Origin of the sequence: Mycobacterium sp. pW045, from assembly GCF_041287085.1 — a bacterium.
Classification (GTDB): Bacteria; Actinomycetota; Actinomycetes; order Mycobacteriales; family Mycobacteriaceae; genus Mycobacterium; species Mycobacterium algericum_A.
Genome location: NZ_JBGGKU010000005.1, coordinates 138,415 through 163,851, shown reverse-complemented (window position 1 = coordinate 163,851; position 25,437 = coordinate 138,415). Strand labels below are relative to the sequence as shown.

The 25,437-nt window shown below is 68.1% G+C and carries 29 protein-coding genes; 12 read left to right on the top strand and 17 right to left on the bottom strand.

The annotated features are described in order from the left end of the window. Nucleotides 1–216: 216 nt before the first annotated feature. From pstS (ACAG20_RS10025) to ACAG20_RS09995, 7 genes are all read right to left on the bottom strand, one after another. Nucleotides 217–1,317: a phosphate ABC transporter substrate-binding protein PstS gene (gene pstS / locus ACAG20_RS10025; protein ID WP_370492423.1), complete on the bottom strand. Its 1,101-nt coding sequence runs from the start codon at nt 1,315–1,317 to the stop codon at nt 217–219. A gap of 112 nt (nt 1,318–1,429) precedes the next feature. Next, complete coding sequence (gene pstB / locus ACAG20_RS10020) at nt 1,430–2,206, bottom strand: phosphate ABC transporter ATP-binding protein PstB (protein ID WP_041318753.1); 777 nt, start codon at nt 2,204–2,206, stop codon at nt 1,430–1,432. 56 nt (nt 2,207–2,262) lie between these two features. Beyond that, complete coding sequence (gene pstA, locus ACAG20_RS10015; protein WP_370492422.1) at nt 2,263–3,177, bottom strand: phosphate ABC transporter permease PstA; 915 nt, start codon at nt 3,175–3,177, stop codon at nt 2,263–2,265. After that, nucleotides 3,177–4,145, bottom strand: a complete 969-nt coding sequence (gene pstC / locus ACAG20_RS10010) for a phosphate ABC transporter permease subunit PstC (RefSeq protein ID WP_370492421.1) — start codon at nt 4,143–4,145, stop codon at nt 3,177–3,179. The genes pstA and pstC overlap by 1 nt, the downstream gene beginning before the upstream one ends. Before the next feature lie 69 nt (nt 4,146–4,214). Further along, entirely contained in the window at nt 4,215–5,318 is a 1,104-nt protein-coding gene (pstS, locus tag ACAG20_RS10005; RefSeq protein ID WP_370492420.1) for a phosphate ABC transporter substrate-binding protein PstS, read from the bottom strand. Nucleotides 5,319–5,425: 107 nt separating this feature from the next. After that, nucleotides 5,426–6,352 carry a mycothiol synthase gene (mshD, locus tag ACAG20_RS10000; RefSeq protein WP_370492419.1) on the bottom strand — a complete coding sequence of 309 codons (927 nt, stop codon included), beginning with the start codon at nt 6,350–6,352 and terminating at the stop codon, nt 5,426–5,428. Further along, nucleotides 6,349–7,131: a winged-helix domain-containing protein gene (locus ACAG20_RS09995; protein ID WP_370492418.1), complete on the bottom strand. Its 783-nt coding sequence runs from the start codon at nt 7,129–7,131 to the stop codon at nt 6,349–6,351. Before ACAG20_RS09995 ends, mshD begins: the two co-directional genes overlap by 4 nt. Nucleotides 7,132–7,191: 60 nt before the next feature. On the opposite strand from ACAG20_RS09995, the gene lmeA reads away from it, so the two are divergent. The 7 genes from lmeA to ACAG20_RS09960 all read left to right on the top strand — a co-directional run bounded on the left by lmeA (nt 7,192) and on the right by ACAG20_RS09960 (nt 11,052). Continuing rightward, on the top strand, nt 7,192–7,983 hold the full coding sequence (gene lmeA, locus ACAG20_RS09990; RefSeq protein WP_370492417.1) for a mannan chain length control protein LmeA: 792 nt from the start codon (nt 7,192–7,194) through the stop codon (nt 7,981–7,983). A 53-nt stretch (nt 7,984–8,036) separates the two neighbouring features. Further along, the gene (locus ACAG20_RS09985; protein WP_370492519.1) at nt 8,037–8,411 is read left to right on the top strand and encodes a thioredoxin family protein; all 375 of its coding nucleotides are present in this window, start codon (nt 8,037–8,039) and stop codon (nt 8,409–8,411) included. Nucleotides 8,412–8,440: 29 nt separating this feature from the next. Then, nucleotides 8,441–8,530 (top strand): Ms5788A family Cys-rich leader peptide, encoded by a 90-nt coding sequence (locus ACAG20_RS09980; protein WP_369797625.1) that lies wholly within the window; start codon nt 8,441–8,443, stop codon nt 8,528–8,530. A 94-nt stretch (nt 8,531–8,624) separates the two neighbouring features. Continuing rightward, nucleotides 8,625–9,080 (top strand): DUF4395 domain-containing protein, encoded by a 456-nt coding sequence (locus tag ACAG20_RS09975; protein ID WP_370492416.1) that lies wholly within the window; start codon nt 8,625–8,627, stop codon nt 9,078–9,080. A gap of 39 nt (nt 9,081–9,119) precedes the next feature. Further along, a complete protein-coding gene (locus ACAG20_RS09970) occupies nt 9,120–9,953 on the top strand; it encodes a sulfurtransferase (protein WP_112685571.1) in 834 nt (277 codons plus the stop codon). 1 nt (nt 9,954) lies between these two features. Next, on the top strand, nt 9,955–10,257 hold the full coding sequence (locus ACAG20_RS09965; protein WP_370492415.1) for a DUF1416 domain-containing protein: 303 nt from the start codon (nt 9,955–9,957) through the stop codon (nt 10,255–10,257). A gap of 117 nt (nt 10,258–10,374) precedes the next feature. Beyond that, nucleotides 10,375–11,052 carry an FABP family protein gene (locus ACAG20_RS09960; protein WP_370492414.1) on the top strand — a complete coding sequence of 226 codons (678 nt, stop codon included), beginning with the start codon at nt 10,375–10,377 and terminating at the stop codon, nt 11,050–11,052. 12 nt (nt 11,053–11,064) lie between these two features. Here the strand turns inward: ACAG20_RS09960 and ACAG20_RS09955 are convergent, their stop codons facing one another. Continuing rightward, the gene (locus tag ACAG20_RS09955; protein ID WP_370492413.1) at nt 11,065–11,931 is read right to left on the bottom strand and encodes an aminodeoxychorismate lyase; all 867 of its coding nucleotides are present in this window, start codon (nt 11,929–11,931) and stop codon (nt 11,065–11,067) included. A 35-nt stretch (nt 11,932–11,966) separates the two neighbouring features. Between ACAG20_RS09955 and ACAG20_RS09950 the strand changes: the two genes are divergently transcribed. Together ACAG20_RS09950 and ACAG20_RS09945 are read left to right on the top strand one after the other, a co-directional pair. Beyond that, nucleotides 11,967–13,046, top strand: coding sequence for a folate-binding protein YgfZ (locus ACAG20_RS09950; protein WP_370492412.1), 1,080 nt, complete (start codon nt 11,967–11,969; stop codon nt 13,044–13,046). Nucleotides 13,047–13,194: 148 nt separating this feature from the next. Then, nucleotides 13,195–13,362: a DUF3073 domain-containing protein gene (locus ACAG20_RS09945; protein WP_112685577.1), complete on the top strand. Its 168-nt coding sequence runs from the start codon at nt 13,195–13,197 to the stop codon at nt 13,360–13,362. 314 nt (nt 13,363–13,676) lie between these two features. Here the strand turns inward: ACAG20_RS09945 and purM are convergent, their stop codons facing one another. From purM to ACAG20_RS09905, 8 genes are all read right to left on the bottom strand, one after another. After that, nucleotides 13,677–14,768, bottom strand: a complete 1,092-nt coding sequence (gene purM, locus ACAG20_RS09940; RefSeq protein WP_112685579.1) for a phosphoribosylformylglycinamidine cyclo-ligase — start codon at nt 14,766–14,768, stop codon at nt 13,677–13,679. A gap of 34 nt (nt 14,769–14,802) precedes the next feature. Continuing rightward, nucleotides 14,803–16,047: an acyl-CoA dehydrogenase family protein gene (locus ACAG20_RS09935; protein WP_370492411.1), complete on the bottom strand. Its 1,245-nt coding sequence runs from the start codon at nt 16,045–16,047 to the stop codon at nt 14,803–14,805. Beyond that, a complete protein-coding gene (locus ACAG20_RS09930) occupies nt 16,044–17,192 on the bottom strand; it encodes an acyl-CoA dehydrogenase family protein (protein WP_370492410.1) in 1,149 nt (382 codons plus the stop codon). The genes ACAG20_RS09935 and ACAG20_RS09930 overlap by 4 nt, the downstream gene beginning before the upstream one ends. Before the next feature lie 88 nt (nt 17,193–17,280). Further along, nucleotides 17,281–18,126, bottom strand: coding sequence for a TauD/TfdA family dioxygenase (locus tag ACAG20_RS09925; RefSeq protein WP_112685585.1), 846 nt, complete (start codon nt 18,124–18,126; stop codon nt 17,281–17,283). A 34-nt stretch (nt 18,127–18,160) separates the two neighbouring features. Then, the gene (locus tag ACAG20_RS09920) at nt 18,161–18,496 is read right to left on the bottom strand and encodes a hypothetical protein (RefSeq protein ID WP_370492409.1); all 336 of its coding nucleotides are present in this window, start codon (nt 18,494–18,496) and stop codon (nt 18,161–18,163) included. Then, a complete protein-coding gene (locus ACAG20_RS09915) occupies nt 18,493–19,707 on the bottom strand; it encodes an SRPBCC family protein (RefSeq protein WP_370492408.1) in 1,215 nt (404 codons plus the stop codon). The genes ACAG20_RS09920 and ACAG20_RS09915 overlap by 4 nt, the downstream gene beginning before the upstream one ends. A 36-nt stretch (nt 19,708–19,743) precedes the next feature. Continuing rightward, nucleotides 19,744–20,502 carry an SDR family NAD(P)-dependent oxidoreductase gene (locus ACAG20_RS09910; RefSeq protein ID WP_370492407.1) on the bottom strand — a complete coding sequence of 253 codons (759 nt, stop codon included), beginning with the start codon at nt 20,500–20,502 and terminating at the stop codon, nt 19,744–19,746. A 114-nt stretch (nt 20,503–20,616) separates the two neighbouring features. Beyond that, complete coding sequence (locus tag ACAG20_RS09905) at nt 20,617–21,219, bottom strand: TetR/AcrR family transcriptional regulator (RefSeq protein WP_041320201.1); 603 nt, start codon at nt 21,217–21,219, stop codon at nt 20,617–20,619. Nucleotides 21,220–21,320: 101 nt separating this feature from the next. Here ACAG20_RS09905 and ACAG20_RS09900 point away from each other — a divergent pair, with 101 nt between their 5' ends. From ACAG20_RS09900 to ACAG20_RS09890, 3 genes are read left to right on the top strand one after another with little or no spacing between them, the layout of a single operon-like run. Next, entirely contained in the window at nt 21,321–22,475 is a 1,155-nt protein-coding gene (locus ACAG20_RS09900) for a spirocyclase AveC family protein (protein ID WP_083037559.1), read from the top strand. Between the two features lie 5 nt (nt 22,476–22,480). Continuing rightward, nucleotides 22,481–23,299, top strand: a complete 819-nt coding sequence (locus ACAG20_RS09895) for an AAA family ATPase (protein WP_370492518.1) — start codon at nt 22,481–22,483, stop codon at nt 23,297–23,299. Further along, complete coding sequence (locus ACAG20_RS09890; RefSeq protein WP_370492406.1) at nt 23,296–24,978, top strand: nitric oxide reductase activation protein NorD; 1,683 nt, start codon at nt 23,296–23,298, stop codon at nt 24,976–24,978. The genes ACAG20_RS09895 and ACAG20_RS09890 overlap by 4 nt, the downstream gene beginning before the upstream one ends. On the opposite strand, the gene ACAG20_RS09885 is transcribed toward ACAG20_RS09890, so the two are convergent. Next, the gene (locus ACAG20_RS09885) at nt 24,975–25,430 is read right to left on the bottom strand and encodes a MarR family winged helix-turn-helix transcriptional regulator (protein WP_013830487.1); all 456 of its coding nucleotides are present in this window, start codon (nt 25,428–25,430) and stop codon (nt 24,975–24,977) included. The two genes, ACAG20_RS09890 and ACAG20_RS09885, sit on opposite strands and share 4 nt — an antisense overlap. Between the last annotated feature and the right edge of the window lie 7 nt (nt 25,431–25,437).

Sequence of the window (25,437 nt, the reverse complement as noted above, 5' to 3'; positions counted from 1 at the left end):
GACACTCCCTCCGACCCGGTCATGCCGATAGCGCCGGCGTGACCCGCTCTGCAGCACGACTGCAGCGACCTCCCAGATGAAGGGCAGGTTAACCAGAGGTTACAGGCGAATCTTAAGGTAGGGCTACATTCCTGGTCAGAACGAAATTCAGATGAACCACGAATTCGTACCGGCAACACCAACCGCGGGGCCGCCGACGCAACCGGAGACGGTCGGCTATTGGATCGCGTCGATCGCCGTGCGCAATTTCGCCCGGAACGAATCCGGTAGCGGAATGTAGCCGTACTGATCCAAATCCTCCTGGCCGGCGCCGATCGCCGCGCTCATAAACGCCTTCACCGCCTGCCCGTTCGAGGCGTTGGGGTACTTCGAGCACACGATCTCGTAGGTCACCAGCACGATCGGGTAGGCTCCGGCGTCAGTCGGCTTGTAGAACGATGACGTGTCGACCACCAAATCGTTGCCCTCGCCGATGAACTTGGCACCGGCAATGGTTTTCTCCACCGAGTCGGTCGAGATCGTCACCGGTTCCGGGCCCGCCGAAGTGATGACCCGGGCCATTTTCAACTGCCGCCCCACTGCAAAAGACCATTCGTTATAGGTAATCGAGCCCTCGGTGCTGCGCAGTAGCGCTGAAGTCCCGTCGTTACCGGTCGCCCCGACGCCGACACCACCGTTAAAAGTTTTACCGGCGCCCCTGCCCCAAGCGCCGTCGGAGGCAGCGTCGAGATACTTCTGAAAATTGTCGGTGGTCCCTGACGAGTCACCGCGGAACAACACATGGATCGGCTCGGCCGGTAGCCGGACGTCCTTGTTGAGAGCCCGCAGCGCGGGATCGTCCCAGCTGGTGATGGTGCCGTTGAAGATCTTCGCCAGCGTCGGCCCGTCCACGGCCAGATCACCGACACCACTGACGTTGTAGGTGACCGCGATCGGACCGAACACTGTGGGCAGATGCCATGCCGGCGAACCACAGCGGGCCGCTACCCGTTGCGGCTCGCCCGTCGACGGGTCCAGCGGGGAGTCGGACCCGGCCAGCTCGGTGTGGCCACTGGCGAACTGTGCCACCCCCGTGCCGGAGCCGTTGGCGCGATAGTCCAACGTGTAGTCCGGACAGGCCCGGATGTAGGCATAGACGAACTGCTCGATGGCATGGGCCTGGGCGGTCGAACCGCTGGCGAGCAGCTTCTTCTTTCCACCACACTGCACCGATATATCCGAGGCGGAGTCCGACTTCGTCGAGCCGCCACAGCCCGCGACCAGCAGCAGAGTTGTCACCATCAGGCTCAACGCGATGCGGAATCGATTGGACTTCACACGCATTCCTCCCGACGGCGCTGGTTACTACACCGTAGTCGATCCCGGTGTCGAAAATACCGGCTACATAGGCAACCGTTCGCCCTGCGGTGCCAGCCGTGCGGGTGCGGGGTCAGCCGAACCGGCCCGAGATATAGTCCTCGGTCTCCTTGCAGCTGGGATTGGAGAAAACCTTCTCGGTGCCGTCGATCTCGATCAGCCGGCCCGGTTTGCCCACTGCCTCGAGGTTGAAAAACGCGGTCTGGTCACTTACCCGGGCAGCCTGCTGCATGTTGTGGGTGACGATGACGATGGTGTAGTCCTGCTTGAGTTGAGCGATCAACTCTTCGATGGCCATCGTCGAGATCGGGTCCAGCGCTGAGCAGGGCTCGTCCATCAACAGCACATCGGGTTGCACCGCGATGGCCCGGGCAATGCACAATCGCTGCTGCTGCCCGCCCGACAGCCCGCCCCCGGGCCTGTCCAGTCGGTCCTTCACCTCATTCCACAGGTTGGCGCCGCGCAGCGAATGCTCCGCGGTCTCGTCGAGCAGTTTGCGGTTGCGAACACCCTGCAACTTCAGCCCGGCCACCACGTTGTCACGGATCGACATGGTGGGGAACGGATTCGGACGCTGGAAGACCATGCCGATGGCCTTGCGCACCCCGACCGGATCGATCGACGGGCCGTAGATGTCCTCACCGTCGAGCAGCACCGACCCGTCGACCCGGGCGCCAGAGATGACCTCGTGCATCCGGTTCAAGGTGCGCAACACCGTCGACTTACCGCATCCGGACGGTCCGATGAACGCGGTCACGCTGCGCGGGGCGACCGACAGCGTCACGTCGGCAACGGCATGGAAGGCCCCGTAATAGATGTTGAGATCGGTCAGGTCCAACCTTTTGGCCACCGTGCAGCACTCCTAATTATTCTTCTCCCACCGCTTCGGGCTGGATTGCCGTCAGACTAGAACTTCTTGGGCGCGAACACCCGCGCTCCGAACCTGGCCGCGATGTTCAGTATCGCTATCAGCACAATCAGCGTCAGCGCGGCACCCCAGAGACGGTCGGTGGGAACCGCGCTGGTGCCCGCGCCCGCCGACGTCTGGTCGTACATCATGCCCGGCAGCGACCCCATGAAGCCGTGGAACATGTCGAAGTTGATCGCCTGCGAATAGCCGACCAGGATCAGCAGCGGCGCCGTCTCGCCCATCACCCGGGCCAGCGCCAGCAGGATCCCGGTGATGATGCCCGACAGCGCGGTCGGGATCACGATGCTGACGATGGTCTTCCATTTCGGCGCGCCCAGCGCGTAACTGGCCTCTCGCAGATCCATCGGGATGATCCGGAGCATCTCTTCGGTGGCCCGGACGATCACCGGCACCATCAGCAGCACCAACGACAGCGACACCGCGAAACCGGAGCGCTGGAAGCCCAGCGTCGCCACCCACAGCGCGTAGATGAACAGCGCCGCCACGATCGACGGGACCCCGGTCAAGATGTCGACCATGAACGTCGCAAGCTTGCCGAGCCGGGTGTCGGCACCGTACTCGACGAGATAGATCGCCACGAAGATGCCCAGTGGGATCGACAACGCCGCGCACACCAGTCCCTGCAACAGCGTTCCCACGATCGCGTGGTAGGCGCCGCCCCCGGCCGCGAACGCCGTCATCCCGGCCTGCGAATTCGTCCACCAGACACTGGAACTGACCGCTCCGAACCCGCGTTCGAAAACCGAGTACATCACCCAGATCAGCGGCACCAGCGCGACCCCCATCGCGAGGGTGACCAACAGCGTCGCGATGGCGTTGGCCACCCGGCGACGCAGGCTCACCGCCGCGAAGGTGCGCTCCTTGACGGGTCGATCCAGCAGCGCGGTCATCAGTGCACCTTCTTCGTGATGGCCGCACGTGCCAACGCGTTGACAACCAGGGTCAACACGAACAGCACCAGTCCGGCCGCGATGTAGGCACCGGCCTTGTACTGGTCGTTGAACTCCGATGCGGTGGCGGCGATCTTGGTGGCAAAGGTGTAGCCGCCGTCGAACAGCGACCAGTTGAACGTCGTCTGGGTGGCCCGCAGGATGATCAACAACGCGACGGTCTCACCCAGCGCACGGCCCAGCCCCAGCATCGCGGCACTGATGTAACCGGACCGCCCGAACGGCAACATCACCACCTTGACCACTTCCCAGCGAGTCGCACCCAGCGCCAGCGCGGCCTCGACCTGGCCCCGGGGGGTCTGAGCCAGCACCTCCCGGGTGACCGCGGTGATGATCGGCAGGATCATCACCGCCAGCACGATCCCGCCAGTGAAGACCGTACCGCCGCCGGCGACGGAGGCGTTGCCGGTGGCGAACAGGAAGAACCCACCGAGATTGTCGTTGAGCCACTGCGCCGTGCCCCGCAACTGCGGCGCCAGCACGTACAGCCCCCACGCGCCGTAGATGATCGACGGGACGGCCGCCAACAACTCGACCATGTAGGCGAGCGGTCCGACGAGCCGCCGGGGGGCGTACTCGGCGAGGTAAATCGCGACACCGAGCGCCACCGGCATGGCCAGCAGCAGGGCGAACACCGAGACGAACACCGTCACCTGCAGCAGCTCGGCGACGCCGAAATGCATGGCGGAGGTGTCGGTGGTGACCCAGTTGCCGCCGTAGGTGAAGAAGTTCTCCTTGTTGCGTTGCAACGCCGGGACGGCACGCAGCAGCAGGAAGCCGCCGACGGCGGTGATCAAGACGATGATCAACACGCCGGAACCCTCAGCCACCCACCGGAACAGCCGGTCGGTCAGGGAACTCGTGACGGAGCGCCTCGTCGACGGAGTCAGCGGCGACTTGTTCGCCACCGGTGACTCCGCCACGCTGAACCTCGACGACTCGGCGATGCTAGACACCCCTTCGGTTGCGCGGTGCCGCTACTGAATCGCGTCGATAGCGCTACTCAGCCGCCGCTTGAGCTGGTCGGGCAACCGGACATAGCCAGCGTCCGCCAGCCCTTCCTGACCGGTGGTCGACGCCGCCTTCAGAAAGGACTTCACGCCCGCCGCCGTATCCGCGTCGTAGCCCTTGGAGCAGACGATCTCATAGGTCACCAACACTAGTGGGTAGGCAGCGGCCTGCTTGGTCCCGTAGAGCGACCGCAGGTCCAGTCGCATGTCATTGCTGTCCTCGGTCACGAACCCGGCGGACTGTATCGCCGCGCCGGCCGCCTCGTCGGTGGCGGCGACCACGCCGGCACCCGAGTCGATCATCGCCGACCGCAGGTTCGCCTGGTCGGCGAAGCCCTTCTCGACGTAACCGATGGCGCCGGGCGTGCTCTGCACGGCCTGCACCACGCCGGCCGATTTCTGCGCGCCCTCACCGACGCCGCCCTGGAACTCGCTGCCGTCGCCCCTGGTCCAGGCCTGCGGCGCGGCGGCGCTGAGGTACTTCTGGAAGTTGTCGGTGGTCCCCGAGGAGTCCGACCGGTAGATCGGCGTGATGGCGATCGCGGGCAGCTCCTGGCCCGGGTTCAGGGCGACCAGCGCGGGGTCGTCCCAGCTGGTGATCGATCCGCTGAAGATGCGGGCCAGCACGTCCGCGTTGAGCACCAGGTGCTCCACCCCGTCGAGGTGGTAGGCCATGCTGATCGGGCCGAACACCAGCGGCAGATGCCACGCGGGATTTCCGTGGCAGCGGGCGGCGGCCTGTTCGACCTGCGCTTCGCTCAGCGGCGAATCGGACCCGGCGAAGTCGACGTGCCCGGCGATGAACTGCTCCCGGCCGGCACCGGACCCGGTCGGGTTGTACGACAGGTTCTTGCCCGCGCACTCCTTGCCCCACACCTGGTTGAACACCGCGATCGCGTTCTGTTGGGCCGTCGAACCCTCGGCGGTCAGCGTGCTCTTGCCGGCACACTCGGCGGATCCCGATGCGCCGGCGCCGGCCGCGCCACCGGAGTTGTCGTCACTGCCGCAGCCGCTCAGTGCCAGCCCCAGGCTCGCCGCCAACAGGGCAGCACCCGCCATTGTGGGTTTCATCGCTCCTCGCTTCCTCGCTCAGGTTCAAATCCCTCCGGAACGTATGCGGCACTTATGGATGGGAACCGCATGGCAGGTGAACGGGCGGTGAATAGATCGCCGACCGGTCAACCTACCTCCACCCCGGCGTAGGCGGTGTCGACGCTGTGCACGGCGAAGTCCAGCTGCCGGTAGGTCCGCAACGCCGCGGTGTTGTCCGCCTCGACGTAGAGCAGCACGGTCGGCTCGTCGAGGTCGGCGAGTTTCCGGGCCAGGTGAGCCAAGCCCACCTCGGTGAGCACCCGACCCAGGCCGCGGCCCCGAGCGGCCGGATCGACCCCGACGACGTAGACCTCCCCGACGGGTTCGGCGCCGGCGGTGCCGGGGTGGATCTTGGTCCAGTGGAATCCCAGCAGCGTCTGGTCGTCGGTCTCTTGAGTGTCGGGGAAGGCCAGAAACAGCCCGTGCGGATCGAACCAGCCCTCGGCCCGACGTTCGGCCAGGTCCGCCGCCGTCCAGCCGCCCTGTTCGGGATGCCAGGCGAAGGCGGCGTTGTTGACGCGCAGCAATTCGGCGTCGTCCGCCGCGCCCGCATAGCTGCGGATCACCACCCCGGCCGGAATCGACGGCTCAGCGATCCCGCGTAACGACCGGCGCATCTGCAGCAGCTCGCGCACCACGACCAGTTGCAGCGCCGCGGCGGTGGCCCGAGCGCCCGGCAGCGTGCCGTGCGCCCAGAACCGGGCTCGTCCTCGGCTCTTCGCCAGCGCGGCGCGAACCATGGCGGAGCCGATACCGCGCCGCCGGGCGTGCGGCGCCACCACCAACTCGGCCATCGGAGCGGTGTCGTCCGGCGGCGCACTCAGGTTCAGGTAACCCAGCAACCCGTCGGCGCCCGCGGCGACCAGGTGCCCGCTGCGGGTACCAGGGAGCTCGCGCAGCACCTGCTCCCCGACCGGCTCGACGCCGTCATGGTGCGCTGCGGCGGCGATCAATTCCCGAACCTGGCGCTGCTCGTCCTCATCGAGCGCGGCGCGCCATCCCGGCGTGCTCACTGACTGGCCAGCGACTCGGATGCACCGTCACCGGCGGGCTCGGCGCCGCCGTCGGCCGCGAAATCCTCGTCCGCCTCGGCTTCGTCGCCCGATGCGCCCGCCGGTTTGCCCCGAACCGGCCGGACCGCCTTGTAGCCGACATTGCGCACCGTGCCGATGAGCGACTCGTATTCAGGCCCGAGCTTGGCCCGCAGCCTCCGGACGTGCACGTCGACGGTGCGGGTTCCCCCGAAGAAGTCGTAGCCCCACACCTCCTGCAGCAGCTGCGCCCGGGTGAACACCCGGCCGACGTGCTGGGTGAGGTATTTGAGCAGCTCGAATTCCTTGTAGGTCAAGTCCAGCGGCCGGCCGCGCAACCGCGCGGTGTAGGTGGCCTCGTCGATCACCAACTCGCCCAGCTTGGTCTGACCGGAGGCCTGGTCGGCGGCTGGGGCGGCGCGCCGACCGGTCAACAACCGCAACCGGGCGTCGACCTCGGCGGGTCCGGTGCCCGGCAGCAGGATCTCGTCGATACCCCATTCGGCGTTGACGGCCACCAGCCCGCCCTCGGTCACCACCGCAATCACCGGCACCGAACCGGCGGTGGTGCTCAGCAGCCGGCACAGCCCGCGGGCGCCCGCCAGGTCGGTGCGGGCATCGACGATCACCACCTCCGCCGAACCGGCCTCCAGCAGCGCAGAGACCTCCGGCGGCGCTGTGCGCACGGTGTGTGCCAGCAGCGACAGCGACGGCAGCACCACTTCCGGGTGCAGGTCAGCGGTCAACAGCAGTAGCTCCAACGTGGTCCTCCAGCGTCCCAGGTGATCTAACGATAGCGTGCGACCTGCCAGAATGACCGGGTGCGCAGGGTGCTTATCGGGATATCGGCCGTGATCGCGGCGGTGGCGGTCACAGCTGGCGGGGTCGACTTCGGGATCAGCGTCTACGCCGAATACCAGTTGTCCCGGGCGGTGCGCCGGGCCACCGACCTCGGATCCGACCCCTTCGTCGCGATCCTGGGGTTTCCGTTCATCCCGCAGGCACGGCGGGATCACTACGACGAAGTGGAGATCAAAGCCCCTGCCGTCGAGCAGCCGATGGTCGGAAAGGCGATGCTGGAGGCCACCATGCATTCGGTCGACCTGAGTGAGGCGTCCTGGCGATTCCGGCCGGGCGCCAAGATCTCGGTCGCCAAACTGGAGAGCCGGATCATCATCGGTTCGGTGTACCTGGGTCGCTATCTGGGCATCCGCGACCTGATGGTGGAGGCACCGCCGGACGAGACCAATGACGCGACCGGCGGCACCACCGAGTCGGGCATCTCCAGCAATCAGGGCCTGGTGTTCACCGGCACGCCTGCCGGCTACGGCAAGCGAGTGAGCGTGGCGGTGGACCTTTCGGTCGGCGGCGCTGACCACAGCACGCTGGTGATCACCCCGACCGCGGTGCTCACCGGTCCCGACACCGCCGACCAGCACGTTCCCGAAGACCAGCGGGCCGTGGTGCTGGCGGCGTTCCACGGCAGCGTGCCGCAGCAGCGACTCCCGTTCGGGTTGGTGCCGACCAGCCAGGGGGCCCGCGGCTCCGATGTGATCATCGAGGGCATCGCCGAGGACATGACCGTCACCCTGCCGGAGTTCCGCCCGCGGTGAGCGCGATCGCGTTGCTCACCGGCCTGCTCCTGGCGGGCGTCATCGGGTGGTGGATGAGCCGGCGGGCCGGGGCGCTCAGGGCGGTGGCGGCCACCGCCCCGGGGATCGGCGCCGACGACGGCGGTGCCGCGTTTCTCGGGCTACCGCCCGGCCACCCGACGGTGGTGCATTTCTCCGCGCCGTGGTGCGGACCCTGCGCCGGCGTGCGGCGGGTGGTCGAGACGGTCTGCGATGAGCTGGGCGGCCCGGGCAAGATAGCGCATCGCGAAGTCGATATAGACGCCAACCCCGCTGCGGCGCGGCGGTTCTCGGTGCTGTCGTTGCCCACCACGCTGATCTTCGACGCCGGCGGCCGGCAGCGCTACCGGGCCGCCGGTGTGCCGACGGCCGCTGCGCTGCGGTCGGCGCTGGAACCGCTATTGGCTTGAACGCCCCGGCATTGGGTAGGCTGTTCGTCGTGTTCGCCCGCCTTGAGCTTGTGCTCACCAAGCGTCGCGCAGTCGATCTGTGCCGCACCGCGGGCTGCTGCTGTTGTCGTTGTCGCTGAGTAGCCGCGTTCTCGCGTCGCTCTGGGAGCCGCCCGGTGAATCCGTGGCATGTCTCCACCCAGCCATTCGCCACGACAGCCAGGGAGCAACACCATGCCGGACACCTCCGCCGACACCGGGCAGGTAGACGTCCGGGGTCCCCGGTTCAGCGCCTGGATCACCACCGCGGTGCTGGCGGCCGTGCTGCTCACCTTCCAGGTCAGCCCGGCCGGTGCGGCCGTCTTGCTGTCCGGCCAGGCGGTGGTGTTCGCGATCGGCGCGGTGGCCGGCCCCCGGCGCCACCCCTACGGTGTGCTGTTCGCCCGGTTGGTGGCGCCGCGGCTGAGTCCGGCCAGCGCGCGTGAGCCGGTGGCTCCGCTGAAATTCGCCCAGCTCGTCGGCCTGGTTTTCGCCCTGATCGGACTCGCCGGTTTCGCTGCCGCCGCAGTGGTGGGAATCATCGCGACGACCATTGCGCTGGCGGCGGCCTTCCTCAACGCGGCCTTCGGCAGCTGCCTGGCCTGTCAGCTTTACCCGCTCGTCGCCCGCCTGCGCCCGACGGCGGCATGACCGCAACGGCCGCCTCGAATCACCGAAAGGATGCCCGCCATGGCTCGCTCTGACGTCCTGGTCTCCACCGACTGGGCCGAGAGCAATCTCGACGCGACGAGCACCGTCTTCGTCGAAGTCGATGAAGACACCAGCGTCTATGACACCAACCACATCCCGGGCGCGGTCCGGCTGGACTGGCGAACGGACCTGCAGGACCCGGTCCGTCGCGACGTGGTCGACGCCGCCGGATTCTCCAAACTGCTCTCGGAACGCGGTGTCGGCAACGACGACACGGTGATCCTCTACGGCGGCAACAACAACTGGTTCGCCGCGTTCGCCTACTGGTACTTCAAGCTCTACGGCCACGAATCGGTCAAACTGCTCGACGGCGGCCGCAAAAAGTGGGAGCTCGAGGGGCGCCCGCTCTCCGGTGAGCAGGTCACCCGTCCGGCCACGTCCTACGCGGCCAAGCCGCTCGATGAGTCACTGCGGGCGCGGCGCGACGAGGTGATCGCCGCGATCAACACCAAGAACCTCATCGACGTGCGCTCCCCGGAGGAGTTCTCCGGCAAGATCCTGGCGCCGGCGCACCTGCCCCAGGAGCAGAGCCAGCAGCGCGGCCACATCCCCGGCGCGATCAACGTGCCGTGGAGCCGCACCGCCAATGAAGACGGCACCTTCAAGTCCGACGAGGAGCTGGCCAAGCTGTACGCCGAGGCCGGCCTGGACGGCGAGAAGGAGACCATCGCGTACTGCCGGATCGGTGAGCGCTCCTCGCACACCTGGTTCGTGCTGCACGAACTTCTCGGATACCGGAATGTCAAGAACTACGACGGCAGTTGGATGGAATACGGCTCCCTGGTGGGTGCCTCGATCGAATTGGGAAGCTGATATGTGCTCTGGACCGAAACAAGGACTCGTCTTGCCGGTCAACGTCGACCTGGAGAAGGAGACGGTGATCACGGGCCGCGTGGTGGACAGCTCCGGTGCGACCGTCGGGGGCGCCTTCGTGCGACTGCTGGACTCCTCCGACGAATTCACCGCGGAGGTGGTCGCATCGGCGACCGGCGACTTCCGGTTCTTCGCCGCACCGGGCCTGTGGACGGTGCGGGCACTGTCCTCGGCGGGCAACGGTGACGCCGTGGTGTCACCGTCGGGCGCCGGTCTGCACGAGGTCGACATCAAAGTCGCCTGACGACTCGCGATAGACTGCCCCCGTGGTGCTGTTCTTCGAGTTGATGCTGGTGGCGGCTACGGGCCTGATCACCTGGTTTGCGCTGTACACGCTGTATCGGCTGATCACCGACGAGATGTGAGCGCCCCAGACGGTGACGCGCAGGGCGGCGGCAGCCGTCCGGTCATCCCCGGTTCCGGCGACCGTGCGATAGCCGCGGCAGCCGAACGGGCCGGCCAGACCGCCTCCCGCAACATCCCGGTCTTCGAGGACCTTCCGGTCAGCGACACCGCCAACCTTCGCCAAGGCGCCGATCTGCACGACGCCCTGTTGGCACTGCTGCCGTTGGTCGGGGTGTGGCGGGGCGAAGGCGTGGGCCACCATGCCGACAGTGACTACCGGTTCGGCCAGCAGATCGTGGTCTCCCACGACGGCGGTGACTACCTGAACTGGGAGGCGCGGTCCTGGCCGCTCGATGATGCCGCCGAGCTCACCGGGCCGGCCCTGCGGGAAACCGGCTTCTGGCGTTTCAACAGTGATCCCGACGATCCGGAGGAGTCGCAGGCGATCGAGTTGCTGCTGGCGCACTCGAGCGGCTACGTGGAGTTGTTTTACGGGCGTCCGCACGGTCCGGCGTCCTGGGAGTTGGTCACCGATGCCCTGGCACGCAGTAGGTCCGGTGCGTTGACCGGCGGGGCGAAGCGGCTCTATGGAATCGTTGCGGACGGCGACCTGGCCTACGTGGAGGAGCGGGTGGGCGCCGACGGCGAACTGGTGCCGCACCTTTCGGCCCGGTTGGCCCGCTTCGTCGGCTGATCGGCCGCGGCGTCAGCGGCCGATGGCCTGGTCCACCAGCCCGCTGAACTCTTCGCCGGGCATTCGCGGGTTGAGCACCCGGCCGTCCAGGGTGTTCACCCGCGCAGCCAGCGTGATGCTTGAGACCAGCCAGATGTCTTGCGCGGCAACAAGGTCCGCGACGCGCAGCGGCACGTACTCGCAGCGGTAGCCCGCGCCACGCGCCACCTCGAACAGCGCCTCGGCGGTAGTGCCGCGCAGGATCGGCTGCGACGAGGGCGGGGTGATCAACCGCCCCGGTTCCACCAGGATGACGGTGGAGCGCGGGCCTTCCAGAACGAAGCCGTCGGAGCTGACGAAGATCACGTCGTCGGCGCCCTGCCTGGCGGCGTGGCGCAGCGCCGCCATGTTGACCGCGTACGACAGGGTCTTGGCGCCGGCCAGCAGCCACGGCATCGGCTCTCCGTGCGCCGGCATACCACGGTCCAGGGTCAGCACCGTCACGCCCGCTTGCCGTGCCGCGGTGATGCGGGCCGGCAGCGGCGTGATCATCACGTATGCGGTTGGCTGCGGCTCATTTTGGAAGCCACTTTCCCGGCCGCGACTGTAGATCAGCCGCAGTGCCGCCTCGCCGGCCGTCGTCCACTGCCGCACCGCCGTGTCGATGGCGCTTCGCCACGCGGCCAGATCCGGCGCGGGCAGATCCATCAGCTCCGCCGAGCGGGCCAGTCGCTGCAGGTGGGCGTCGAGCAGACAGACCGAACCCTCGCGCACCAGCAGCGTTTCGAAGACCCCGTCGCCGCGCAACACCGCCAGGTCATCCGCGTGCAACAACGGGCGGTCCGCGGCCACCGGGCCGCCGCCCACGGTGACGATGGTCACGGCGTCATCGGCGGGCATAGACCCTGAGCGTAGCGGCTCCGTAGAGTTGACCTGTGCCTGCCGTCCCCGCCCCCGATCCCGGGCCCGACGCCGGTGCGATCTGGCACTACGGCGATCCGTTCGGCGAACAGCGGTGCGCCCAAACCGAAGCCGTCGTGGTGGATCGTTCGCATCGCGCGGTGCTCACCGTGAGCGGCCCGGAGCGCCAGACGTGGCTGCACACGCTGTGCACCCAGCACGTCGCCGAGCTGGCTGACGGCGCCACCACCGAGAACCTGACCCTGGACGGCAACGGTCGCATCACCAATCACTGGGTGCAGACCGAGCTGGGCGGGCGCACCTACCTCGACACCGAGCCGTGGCTGGGCGATCCGCTGACCGAACACCTTCGCAAGATGGTGTTCTGGGCCGACGTGACGATCCAACCGGCAGATCTCGCGGTGCTGTCACTGCGGGGCCCCCGCCTCGCCGACCCCGCGGTGCTCGCCGCACTGGGCGTTTCCGCGCCACCCGGCGAGGCCGCGGTGGCGATCGGCGACGCCGACGGCTTCGTGCGGCGTGGTCTCGGCGAGCACACGCTGGAGCTTCTGGTGCCGCGCGCCGAGAAGGGCGACTGGCAGCGCCGGCTGACGCATGCCGGGGTGAAGCCGGCCGGTATCTGGGCCTACGAGGCCGAGCGGGTGGCGGCGCGGCGGCCGCGGTTGGGACTGGACACCGACGAGCGCAGCATCCCCCACGAGCTGAACTGGATCGGCGGTCCCGGCGTCGGCGCGGTGCACCTGGACAAGGGGTGCTACAGCGGGCAGGAGACCGTGGCGCGGGTGCACAACCTGGGCAAGCCGCCTCGGATGCTGGTGCTGCTGCATTTGGACGGATCGGTGGACCGGCCGTCGACCGGCGATCCGATCACCGCAGGCGGGCGCCCGGTCGGCCGGCTGGGCACCGTGGTGGACCACTTCGAGCTGGGCCCGATCGCACTGGCACTGCTCAAGCGCGGACTGTCGGCCGAAACACCCCTGTTGACCGGGCCCGCGGGGGAGGTCAGCGCGGTGATCGATGCCGAATCGATGCCGCCGCCGGATGCGCCGGGCGCGGGGCGGATCGCCGTCGACCGACTGCGCGGCCGGGCCTGATCCCGGAGTTGACGGGCGTCACACCTGACAGGCCTGGTCGGCAGTCGCGCGCGCGGCACGGTAAGCTGTCGGCAGGACAATACACACACTCAGATCGGAGCCGCCTGCTTTTTGGGGCCGCTCCGTTATTGCGCAAGGGGGTCCCCCCATGGGCCGCGGCCGGGCTAAGGCGAAGCAGACCAAGGTTGCTCGTGAGCTCAAATACAGCTCACCGACCACCGATTTCACCCAGCTACAACGTGAGCTGGCTGGAGCTGACAAATCCAACCACGACGGCGACGACTCATGGAGCGGCGACGACGACTGGCGTCGCTGAGCCCTGCGGCGAACCGCCGGACGGCCGACGCGTCGGCCCCAGCTTCGCCTCTCCTCCGTCGAGCCTCGCTGAACCGCCCCGGTTGATGCGGCGGTCCCAGCTTCGCCTCTCCTCCGTCGAGCCCCGCTGAACCGCCCGGTTGATGCGTCGGCCCCAGCTTCGCCTCTCCTCCGTCGAGCCCCGCTGAACCGCCCGGTTGATGCGTCGGCCCCAGCTTCGCCTCTCCTCCGTCGAGCCTCGCTGAACCGCCCCGGTTGATGCGGCGGTCCCAGCTTCGCCTCTCCTTCGTCGAGCCTCGCTGAACCGCCGGCTTGTCAGAATCTCGGGTGCTGCCCGACGAGCTTGGCGCCGGCACCGGCCTCGGCGCTCTTGCCGGTCTTGGCCACTGTGCCCAGCGGCCAGCAGTCGACATGGCGAGCGGTCAGGATCGCAAGCGCCCGGTCGGTGTCTTCCGGCGCGACGATCGCGACCATGCCGACGCCCAGGTTGAACGTCTTCTCCATCTCGGCCCGGCTCACCCGGCCGCGCTGCGCGATCATGCCGAACACCGGCGCGGGCGTCCAGGTGCCCCGATCCACCTCGGCGATCAAGCCGTCCGGGACGACGCGGGCCAGGTTGCCGGCCAGCCCGCCACCGGTGACGTGACAGAAGGTCCGCACCTGCGTCTCGGCGGCCAGCGCCAGGCAGTCTTTGGCATAGATGCGGGTCGGTTCCAGCAGTTCCTCGCCCAAGGTGCGGCCGAACTCCTCGACATGGCCGGCCAGGTTCATCCGGTCGATGTCGAGCAGCACCGCGCGGGCCAGCGAATAGCCGTTGGAGTGCAGCCCCGAGGAGCCCATCGCGATCAGCACGTCACCGGGGCGAACCCGGTCCGGCCCCAGCACGTCGTCGGCCTCCACCACCCCGACACCGGTCGCGGAGATGTCGTAGTGATCCGGTTCCATCAGGCCGGGGTGTTCGGCGGTCTCGCCGCCCAGCAGCGCACAACCGGCCTGCACGCAACCTTCGGCGATACCGGACACGATCGCGCTGACGCGTTCGGGCACGGTGCGGCCGACAGCGATGTAGTCCTGCAGGAACAGTGGCTCGGCACCGCACACCACCAGGTCGTCGACCACCATCGCGACCAGATCGATGCCGACGGTGTCGTGCTTGTCCATCGCCTGGGCGATCGCCAGCTTGGTCCCCACCCCGTCCGTGGACGACGCCAGCAGCGGCTCGCGGTAATCGTTGCGCAGGGCGAACAGCCCGGCAAACCCGCCGAGCCCGCCGCGCACCTCCGGCCGGGTCGCCCTGGCGGCCAGCGGCTTGAACAGTTCGACAGCCCGGTCACCGGCCTCGATGTCCACACCGGCCGAAGCGTAGGTGACGCCCTGGGCGCTCGAATGTGCTGCGGGATCCGTCATCGCGGTAAGGCTACCGTGCTCGCGCGTGCCGCGGTCACGCCCTGTTGTGTCGGACCTGGTTGAACGGGACGCCGCGATCGGCGGCGTGTTCACGGGGCAGGCCCAGGACCCGCTCGGCGATGACGTTGCGGGCCATCTCGTTGCTGCCGCCGCCGAGCGCCACCGTCTGGCGGGACAGGTACCGTTTTCCGACCTTGAGCAACTGCGCGTCGTCGTCGACGACGCCGAGCGGGCCGGCGACCTCGGTGGCGGTGTCGACCTCCAGGAAGGTGACGTCGGAATGGAACAGCCGGATGAGCGAGCCCGCGGCGGGCGGCAGCGCCCCGGTGCGCATCGCACGCCCGACATGGTCGACGAGACAGTCGCGGACCATCCGTCGGGCAAGCACCCGGCCGACCTTGTCCTGGGTCAACGGGTCGTCGGCGGTCCCGGCTTCGGCGGCCAGGGTGAGGAAGTCACCGGCGGCCATCTCGGTGCGTTCGGCGCCGCGGCCGCTGGCGAACTCCGAGCCCTGTCCGACCGCACGCCGCTCGTGGAACAACAGTCGGGAGGCGACGTCCCAGCCCTTGTTGACCTCACCGACCACCGCGTCATCACCGAGCCGCAGCCCGTCGAAGAACTCCTCGCAGAACTCGTTGGATCCGTCCACCTGTTCGATGCGCCGCAGTGTGACGCCGGGCGCGTCGATCGGCATGAGGAACATGGTCAGGCCCTCGTGCTTGGGCACCGTCGCGTCCGTGCGGGCCAGCAGCAGCCCGTAATCGGCGGCAAAGGCGCTGGTGCTCCAGGTCTTGGCCCCGCTGATCACCCAGCCGTCGCCGTCGCGGTCGGCGCGGGTGATCAGCCCCGCCAGATCCGACCCGCCACTGGGCTCCGACAGCAGTTGGACGAGCACCTCGTCACCGCGTAGCGCGGCGCTGATGTGCTCGCGCTTCTGCTCCTCACTGCCGGTGTCGAGCAGCGTCGCGCAGCAGATGGTGAAGGTCGGGACGTTGAGGATCAACGGCATCTCGTAGCCGTCGGATTCCACGTCGAAAGCCTTCTGATAGCTGATGTCCAGTCCGAGGCCGCCGTATTCGCGCGGGAAGCAGATCCCGGCGAAGCCACCCTCGTAGAGGCGTCGCTGGAGTTCGCGGGCACGCTGCCAGGCGCCCTCGTCGTCACGCCCGTTGCGCGGCGGCTGCTGCGGGTCCAGCCGCGGCATGTTGCCGGCCAGCCAGGCACGCGCCCGGGCGGCGAACTCCGCCACGCTGAGCTCGGTTGCGGCGGTCTGGCTCATGCGGCGGGCTCCGTGGTGTTCGCGGCGGTGAAGATCGCCCGGTGATGCTCGTCCGGAGTGCCGAGCAGGTTGTTGTACAACGTGATCCTCCGCAGATAGACGTGCAGGTCGTGCTCCCAGGTGACGCCGATACCGCCGTGCAGCTGGATGCACTCCTGGACCAGCAGCCCGGCGTGCTCCCCCAGATAGGATTTGGCGGCGCTGGCCCACATCCCGGCGTCCGGGGCTCGCGCGGCGATCTTGTCGACGGCGCCGGCGGTGATGGCGCGTGCCGCGTGCAACCACATGGTCATGTCGGCAAGCCGGTGTTTGAGCGCCTGGTAGGACGCCAGCGGCCGGCCGAAACTGTAGCGGTCCCGACACCACTCGATGGTCAGGGCCAGCACGGCGTCCAGGATCCCGACGGACTCGGCGCACGCCAGCGCGATGCCGACCTGGGTCTGCCGGTCGATGAGGGCGGCGGTTTGCGCGGCGGTGCCCACGACCGCCTCGGCCTCGACGTCGTCGAACTCGATGCGGGCGTACTGCTTCACCAGGTCGACGCAGTTCTGCGGGCGCACCGTCACCCCCGGGGCGTCGGAGCGGATCAGGAACTGTCGCAGCGCGCCGTCGTCGGTGCGGGCCCCGACGAGAATCAGGTCCGCCTGCGCGCCGGCCTCGACCCGGTCCTTGACGCCGTTGAGCCGGTAGCCGGTTCCCCCGGCCTTGGCGGTGGGGGTCGCGGTGGCACTCGGCGCCTGCGGGCGAAAGCCCCGGCCCGGTTCATCCGCGGCCCAGGTGGCCACCTGTTCCCCGGCTACCAGTGCGGCGATGCTCCCGGCGAGGGCCTCGGCGTTGTCGGCGTCGATCAGGCCAGCCAGCACGGTGCTCACCGGGTACAGCGGCCCCGGACCCACCGTGCGCCCGATCGCTTCGGCGATCGCCGCCAGGTCGTGCAGACCGCTTTCCGAGACACTGCCGCCACCGAGCTCCTCGGGCACCAGCAGGCCGGCCCAGCCGAGTTCAGCAGCCCGTTTCCACCACGCCGGGTCATAGGAGCGGCCCTGGGCATGCAACTCGCGTTGCGCGCTGATCGCCGCGGTCTTGTCGAGAAACGCCCGCGCGGTCGCGACGAACAGCTCGCTCTCGGTGGACAACTCGGTCATGTGGTCTCCTCCCGGACGCTAAAGGCCTTGACCGCCAAGCCAAGTAGACCGTATCGCCAACCGTTCTGACACACCGGCTCCAGCCGGATCACCGGATGGGCTCGTCACCGAGCACCGTGGTGCGCAGCATCTCCCGCGGCGAGTCGGGGTCGTACGGGGCGGCGCGGTGCAGCACGCCCCGGTTGTCCCAGATGACGGTGTCGCCGACCGACCAGTTGTGGCGGTAGACCTTGTCAGGCACGGTGGCGCGCTCGAGCAGTTCGGTCAGCAGCGCGCGCCCCTCGTCGAGATCCATGCCGACGATGTAGTCGGCGGAGGCGCCCAGCACCAATGACTTTCGGCCGGTGTTGTGTGTCCACACCAGCGGATGGGTGTGGGTGGGCCGGGCCCGCCACCTCGCGAGCTCTTCCGGTGTCGGGTCGGGGGTGACCCGGCGCTGAGAGGCTTCCAGCGAGTGCACCACCTGCAGGGCGCCGAAGCGCTGCTGCTCCTCGTCGGTGAGCAGGTCGTAGGCGCCATAGGAACTGGCGAACTCGGTCTCGCCACCCCGTTCGGCGACCTGCACCGCGGAGAGCACGGTCGCCTTCTGCGGGCACTCGTCGCCCATCGGCGTGCAACCGTCGATGTGCCAGTCGAATGTGGCGCGCAGGTAGCTCGCGGCGGAATTCTTCGCGCTGTTCAGCGTGATCGGGTAGATCCCGGCCACCTCGTGGTGGCCGTCCGAGGAGAAGTCCACGCTGCCCAGCCGCCCGCAGAATGCCACCTGGTCGGTGGGCTCAAGATGCAGATCCCGAAACACCAGGACCCCGTTGTCCTCCAGCGCCTCGAGCACCGCGGCGCTGAGGTGATCGTCGTCGACCAGTCGTTCCGGCTGGACACCGATGACCTCGGCGCCCACCGAGGAGGTGAGTTTGTTGATGGTGAGCAGACTCATCGGCTGCGTCCTTTCGGGCAGGGAACTCCGGCGGTCACGGAACGGGCCAGCCGGTGCGGATCATGACCGCGTCGGCGGCGTCGACGGGGGCGGGCTGGTGCATGACCTCGACCGCCATGGCCACCATGACCAGTGAATAGATCAGATGCAGCAGGTTGAGCGCGTCCTCGGGAAGCTCGTCGAGGGCGAACTTGTCGCAGTAGTCGATCGCCTCCTCCAACCGCGGGAAGAACGCGTCGTAGAACACCCGCAGCTCCGGGATGGTGCTGGCCAGCCGCTGACTGAATCGTTCGGTTTCGGTTGGCAAGCACCAGGTTTCGGCGAACCTCTCCAGCTCGGCGAAGGCGCTCGGCAGCTTCTTGACGGTCACCGGGGCCCTCCCGCGCCGACGTGGTCGCGCCGGTAGTCGTCTACCCAGTCGTTGACCACCTGGTGCAGGTGCCGGACCAGGATCTCCTGATCGTTGAGCGGGAAGTCGTCGACGATGCCGTACTCCAGCGCGGCTTGGGTGCCGCCGAGCATGCCGGCGTCCTGAAGTGCGAACTCCTTGAGCACCACCGAGGCAACCTCGTGTTCGATGCGTTCACGCACGGTGCGGGCCGGGTGAAAGTAGGTGTGGGCCTCGAACCGGTGGGTGTTGTGCGACGTGGGCCAGTACCGGTAGAGCAGGTACCAGCCGCCGTAGATGAGGATCTCGGTGTTGGGGAAGATCTGGAAGTTGCTGATCCCCCACGGTTCGATGCCGCCCGGGTTCACCCCTGCCGGTAGCTCACCGATATCGGGGGTCTCCCAAGGACCGACCAGTCCGCTGCGGGTGGCGCGCTCGATCGGGTACATGTACTCCGGCGGCAGCAACCAGCGGCGCCGCCCGGCGGTGGACACCAACCGGTGCGGCCCGTCGACTTGGAAGTGACCGCAGGTGAAGCCGGCATCGGGCACTCGCACCGCGGCGGGAACCTGCTGCGAGTGCAGCGCCGGCACGTGGTAGTACTCCTGGAACGCGTCGGCGAAGATCTTCCAGTTGCTGTTGTTGTGCGCCACCCAGTCGTAGCGTTCGGTCAGTTTCTCGAACGGGTAGTCGTCGAGACCGGTGATCATCGGCCCGAGGAATTCGCGCAGACCCTGCCGCGGTTCGGCGGCGAAGTTGATGAAGACGAAGCCGTTCCAGATGTCGCAGTGGACTGCGATCAGGTCCGGCTTGGCGCCGTCGAATCCGTGGCTGCCGCGGCAGCGCTTGCAAATGAACTCCTGGCATTGCCCGGCGGTCTCGCGGTCCGGGAAGTCGTCCCAGACCAGCTTCGTGGCGCACCGCGGGCAGACGTTGTGGAATGCGCGAACCCCGCCGTCGGTGCGCACCAGGATGACCGATGCCCGGGCCGCTTCGATCTCCTTGGTGACGTAGCTGCCGTGGTCGGGCGCCTCCTCGACGCGGCCGACGTTGAGCCAGGCTCGTTTGAACACCGCCTCGCGCTCGACCTCGTAGAACTCGGGCGAGGTGGAGTCGGCGAACGAGACCGGGCCGGTGCCGAGCCCATAGTGCTCGGTCCACGAACCCGCTGCGGGCCTACCGGATCGTTGCATCTGAACCTCCCTGATTACCCGGCGAAATACGCTGTGTCACATCACTGATCCGCCGTTGACGCCCAGCACCTGACCGGTGATGAAGCCGGCCTCCTCCGAGCACAGGAACCCGACAGCCGCGGCGATGTCGGCGCCGGTGCCCAGCCGGCCCAGCGGGATGTTGGCGGCGATCTGCTCGTTGGGCGGCAGGTGTCCGGCCGCCTGCGACTGGTGTTGCATGGGCGTCTCGATCCCCGAGGGCGGGATGTTGTTGACCGTGATGCCGTGGCCGGCGTACTCGCGGGCCAGCGACTTGGTCAGCGTGATGACCGCGCCCTTGGACGCCGCGTAGTGGGCCGCGAACGGTGTGCCGCGCTGGGCACTGGACGACGAGATCATCACGATGCGCCCCCAGCCGGCCTCGACCATGTCCGGTAGCGCGGCCTGGCAGCAGTGGAAGGTGCCGGTGAGGTTGACGTCGATGATTCGCGCCCACTCCGGCGGCGTGATGTCGGCGAAGGCGGAGTAGCCGAACACGCCCGCACTGGTGACCAGTGCGGCGACCGGCCCCAGCTGGCTGCGCACCTTGGCCAGGCCGTCGTCGACGGCGACCCGATCGGTGACGTCGACCCCGACTCCCAGCGCAGTGACCCCTAGGCCGCGAAGATCGTCGGTAACCCGCTGCGCGGCTTGGTCGTCGACGTCGAGAACGGCGACGCGATAGCCGCGGCGGCCCAGTTCGTGACAGGTGGCCTCGCCCATGCCGGAGGCTCCGCCGGTGACCACGGCGACCCGCGGCGACACCTCTGTGGTCATTGCATCCCCTTCGGCGCCGATCGGCGAATCACAACTGCGCACTCCATCGTGACGGATATTATCAAGTACTTGTCATTAATCTCAAGTGCCGGGCGCTGCACCCCTGACAACCGGTCAGGGCAGCTTGATCATGGAGACGTACATCGCGACGACCGGCCGATACAGATCGACGTCGTCGAGCCGGCTGGCCAGCACGGCCGAATCACTGGTGGCGACGAGAACCTGGGCCAGCGTCAATGCGGGGATCAGCAGCGTTCCGCCCAGCCTTTCGACACCGGCGACGATGAACTGCGCCAGCTGCTCGACGACCTCAGCCCGCTTGGCGGCGACCCGCTCCCGGGCGTCGGGGTTGCGCAGCAGATACAGCGCGAACTCGTGCCCGAGCGCGGCGTGCTCTGCGCCGCGGTCTTGACTCAGCTGCCGCCACCGCTCGGCGATGTCGTCGAGTTCCCGCGCCCCGATCTGACTCGCGCTCGCCATCACCTCGGCGAAGTTCTCGAAATAGCGCCGCCAATACCGGTCGCTGACGGCCAGGAAGAGCTCCTCCTTGGCGCCGAAGTGCTTGTAGATGGCGCCCTTGGTGTAGCCGGCGGCCTGGGCGATGTCATCGAGAGTCGCGGTGGTAAAGCCCTTTTCGGCGAACACTTCTTCGGCGGCGTCCAGTAGCAGCGAACGCGTGTGAGCCAGCCGCCGCTCCCGGGTCCACCGCTCCACCATGCCCGAGATCATCCCACAGAATCTGCGATACCTATTGGCAACTCAGATACCGATGAGTATATTTCGGCACACACTGCGTCATCCGGGAAGGGGACCGCAACATGGGAAGCGGCGTGCCGAGCCAGCAGAACGTGTCAGTTGCCGCGCGGCCGGAGTCCGCCGGCAGTCGAGGCGGCGGGGCCATCCGGATCTGGGCGGCCGCCGGCGGCGCGCTGCTGGCGCTGCAGCTGTATGTGTGGGCGCGTTGGATCACCGGCCCGTACTTCGAACGCGTCCCGGTCGGACCGAACGATCCGCCGATGTACATGAAGGTTCCGCTGATGGCCAACGCCATCGTGCTGTGGGTCGGCCTGCCGTTCGCCATCTGGTGGTTCTTCATCCGCCCCTGGCGTCGCGAGCGGCGAATCACGTTGGACGGCATGCTCTTTTTATCGATCGGCCTGATGTTCTTCCAAGACCCGCTGCTCAACTACTTCAACACCTGGTGCACCTACAACACCTGGCTGTTCAACCGGGGCGCCTGGACGTCGCACATCCCCGGGTGGGCGTCACCGGAGGAACCCGGCCGCCAGGTCGCCGAGCCGCTGTTGACGAACCTTCCGGGCTACGCCTACGGGGTGCTGCTGATCACCATCGTCGGATGCGCCGTGATGCGAAAGATCAAGGCGCGCTGGCCCGGCATCAGCAATCTTCGCCTGATCGCCGTGACCTATGCGATCTCGTTCGTCTTCGACTTCGTCATGGAGGGCCTGGTCCTGCTGCCGATCGGCCTGTACACCTACCCCGGCGCCATCCGGTCGGTGTCGATCAATGCCGACACCTACTACCAATGGCCCGTCTACGAGGGACTCATGTGGGGAGCGGTGCAGGCGGCGCTGTGCTGCCTGCGTTACTTCACCGACGATCGCGGCCGCACCGTCGTCGAGCGCGGACTGGATGGCGTCCGCGGCGGATTCGCGCGGCAACAGTTCACCCGGTTCCTGGCGATCTTCGCCGGGGTGAGCGCGTGTTTCTTCGCCTTCTACATGGGCCCGGCGCAATGGATCGCCCTGCATGCCGATCCGTGGCCACAAGACCACCAGAAGCGCTCCTACTTCACCGGCGGCATCTGCGGCGACGGGACCGACAAGCCGTGTCCGCATCCGGCCCTGCCGATGCCGTCCAACCGGTCCGGCTACATCAATGTCGACGGCCAACTGGTGATGCCCGACGGGGTTTCGGTGCCCCCGATCGTGCCCTTCGAGCCCGGGAAGTAACAGTGCTGAACAACAGCTCCGCCACATCGGCCGAAAGCCGTACCGGGGCGCCCTTTTACCGGGCGGTCGGCGATGAGATCGAAGTCTTTCGGGCGGCGGCGCGTCGCGGGCTGCCGGTGCTGTTGAAGGGGCCCACGGGATGTGGGAAGACGCGTTTCGTGGAGGCCATGGCCGAGCAGTCGGGTCGCGAGCTGATCACCGTCGCCGGACACGAGGACATGACGTCGGCGGACCTGGTGGGCCGGTTCCTGCTCAAGGGCTCGGAAACGGTTTGGGTCGACGGTCCGCTGACCCGTGCGGTACGCGAAGGCGCCATCTTCTATCTGGACGAGGTGGTGGAGGCGCGCCAGGACACCACCGTGGTCATCCATCCGCTCGCCGATCACCGCCGTGCCCTGCCGGTGGATCGACTCGGCACGACGGTGCCGGCGGCACCGGGCTTTCAGCTGGTGATCTCCTATAACCCCGGGTACCAGAGCGTGCTGAAGAATCTCAAGGAGTCGACCCGGCAACGGTTCGTCGCCATCGAGCTCGGCTTCCCGCCGGCGCAGGCCGAGATCGACATCGTCTCGCACGAAACCGGGGTCGATCCGCAGACGGCGCAGGCGCTGGTGGCACTCGGCAACGCCATCCGGAACCTGGACGGCTCCCCGCTGCGCGAGGGCGCCTCCACCAGGATGCTGATCCTGGCCGGCGGCCTGGTCGCCGAAGGCCTCGGCCTGCGCAGCGCAGTCCAGGCCGCCATCGTCCAAGTCCTCTCCGACGACGCCGACGTCATCCGCGCGCTCGGTGAACTCGCCGACGCCGTACTTCCCCCGATGTGAGCGCGCCGGGCCCGGCCACGCCCGACCGGTTCAAGTTCATCGCCGGCTACCTCGCGGGCCGGTCGGTCGAGGTTGCGCCGGCGCCCGCGGGCGAGGCCGCACACACCAACGGGCATGCCATCTTCGTGTCGGCGGGCGCATCGGCGGCGACGCAGCGCCGCGAGATCCTGGTCCAGGGCGCGCTGCTGGGCGCCGGGAGCCTGGAACCGCGGCTGGTCAAGGCGCTGCGGGCACGCCCCTCGGTGGCCCGGCGCTATCTGGCGCTCGAAGGCGACCGGGTACTGAGCGACGTCGCCACCCGGCTGCCGCTGGCGGCGGCACTGCGCTCCGGGTCGCCGCCGCGTACCGCGACGGCCGACGAATCGCTGCGGCTGGCCAGAACGCGGGTCAACATCGCAGACCCACCGGAGTGGTTCGGTGTCATCAAACCCGCCCGGCTGTTGCAGTCGGCCGGCACCGCCGGCGCGCAAGCCGCCGACGCCGACCTGCGCTTCGAGCTCGTTGCCACCGACGCACCGGCAGACGATGACGATGACGAGACGGACGCCGGCCAGAGCAGGATCCTCAAGTTGTTCGACAATCCGGTCTTCAATTCGCCAGCCCTCTCCGAGTTTCTGCGAAAACTGCTCGGCGGCTCGCGGTCCGGCGACAGCAGCTCCGGCGGTGAGCTGTCGGCCCGCACCCTGCGCCGGACGCGGTCGGCCGGACCGAACGCCCGCCCGCTGCCCAGCCGGATCCGATTCACCGACGAGAAGCCGGCGGCAACGGCGGGTATCGGCGGAGCCTGGTATCCCGAGTGGGATGTCTTCAGCAACACCTACCGGCCCAACTGGTGCCGCGTCGTCGATTTCCCGCTCACCGCCGCCGCACCCCCCTCCGGCGCCGGTGTGATCCACGATGATGTGCTTCGCCGGCGGCTGTCGCGGGTCGGCTTGGGGGCCAAGGTGTTACGGGGAAAGCCCGACGGGGACGAGCTGGACCTCGAGGCGCTCGTCGATGTGTTCGTGGACTTGCGCTCCGGCCATTCGCCACCGGAACACGTCTACACCGAACGGCGCAAGCTTGCCCGCAATCTCGGCGTCCTGATCTTGCTGGATGCGTCCGGATCGTCGACGGACACCGACCCGGCAGGCCTCGCGGTGCATGACCATCAGCGCCGAGCAGCTGCCACGCTGGCCGTCACGCTCGAGGAGCTCGGCGATCGGGTGGCCGTCTATGCGTTCCGGTCGCAGGGCAGGCACTGTGTTGAGCTGCCGGCGATCAAGACCTTCGCGCAACGTTTCGGTGCAGTCGGGCGAGCCCGGCTCAACCAGCTCCAGCCGTCGGGCTACACCCGGCTCGGCGCCGGGATCCGCGGCGCCGCGCAGATCCTCAAGGCCGAGGCGGGCACCCCCAATCGGCTGTTGCTCGTCTTGTCGGACGGCTTTCCCTACGACGTCGGCTACGAAGGCCGCTACGCCGAGGCCGACGTCGGCAAGGCCATCGAGGAACTCCGCGCAGACGGCCTCGGCTGCCTGTGTCTGACCATCGGCGCCACCGGCGAGACCGACCGGCCGGTCTTCGGCGCCGCCGGCCATGCCAGCGCCACGACGCTGGCCGAGTTGAGCCCGCGGATGGACGAGTTGTTCTCGGCGGCGCTGGCCGAACTCGCCGCGCCGAAACCCGGGCCCCGACGCTAGTCAGGCTCGACGTGGTCGTCGAACAGGGTATGCCCGGTGCCCTGCTCGACGACGCGGGTCAGCAGCGCCCGCAGCGTCTCCTGTTCCTGCGCGGTCAATACGCCGAACACCTTCTCGTGCGCGGCGATCGCGTCGGCGACCACCGCCGAGGCCACCGAACGCCCCTCATCGGTGAGATAGGCCCGCAGGATTCGGCCGTGCCGCGGATCCTGCTTGCGCTCCACCAGACCGCGTCCCTCGAGCGCGCTCAGCGCCAGCTGTACGCCCTGCGGGGTGATCAGCAGCCGGCGCGCCAACTCCGCGCCGGACAGCCCCGGCTCGCCGGCCAGTTGGCGTAACAACCCGATCTGAGCGGTGCTCACCCCGTAATCGCTGATCGCCTCGTTCACGGTGGTCAGCGAGTAGTAGAAGGCCTGCTTGAGCAGCCACAGGGTGTTGCGGTTGAGATCCATATCCCCA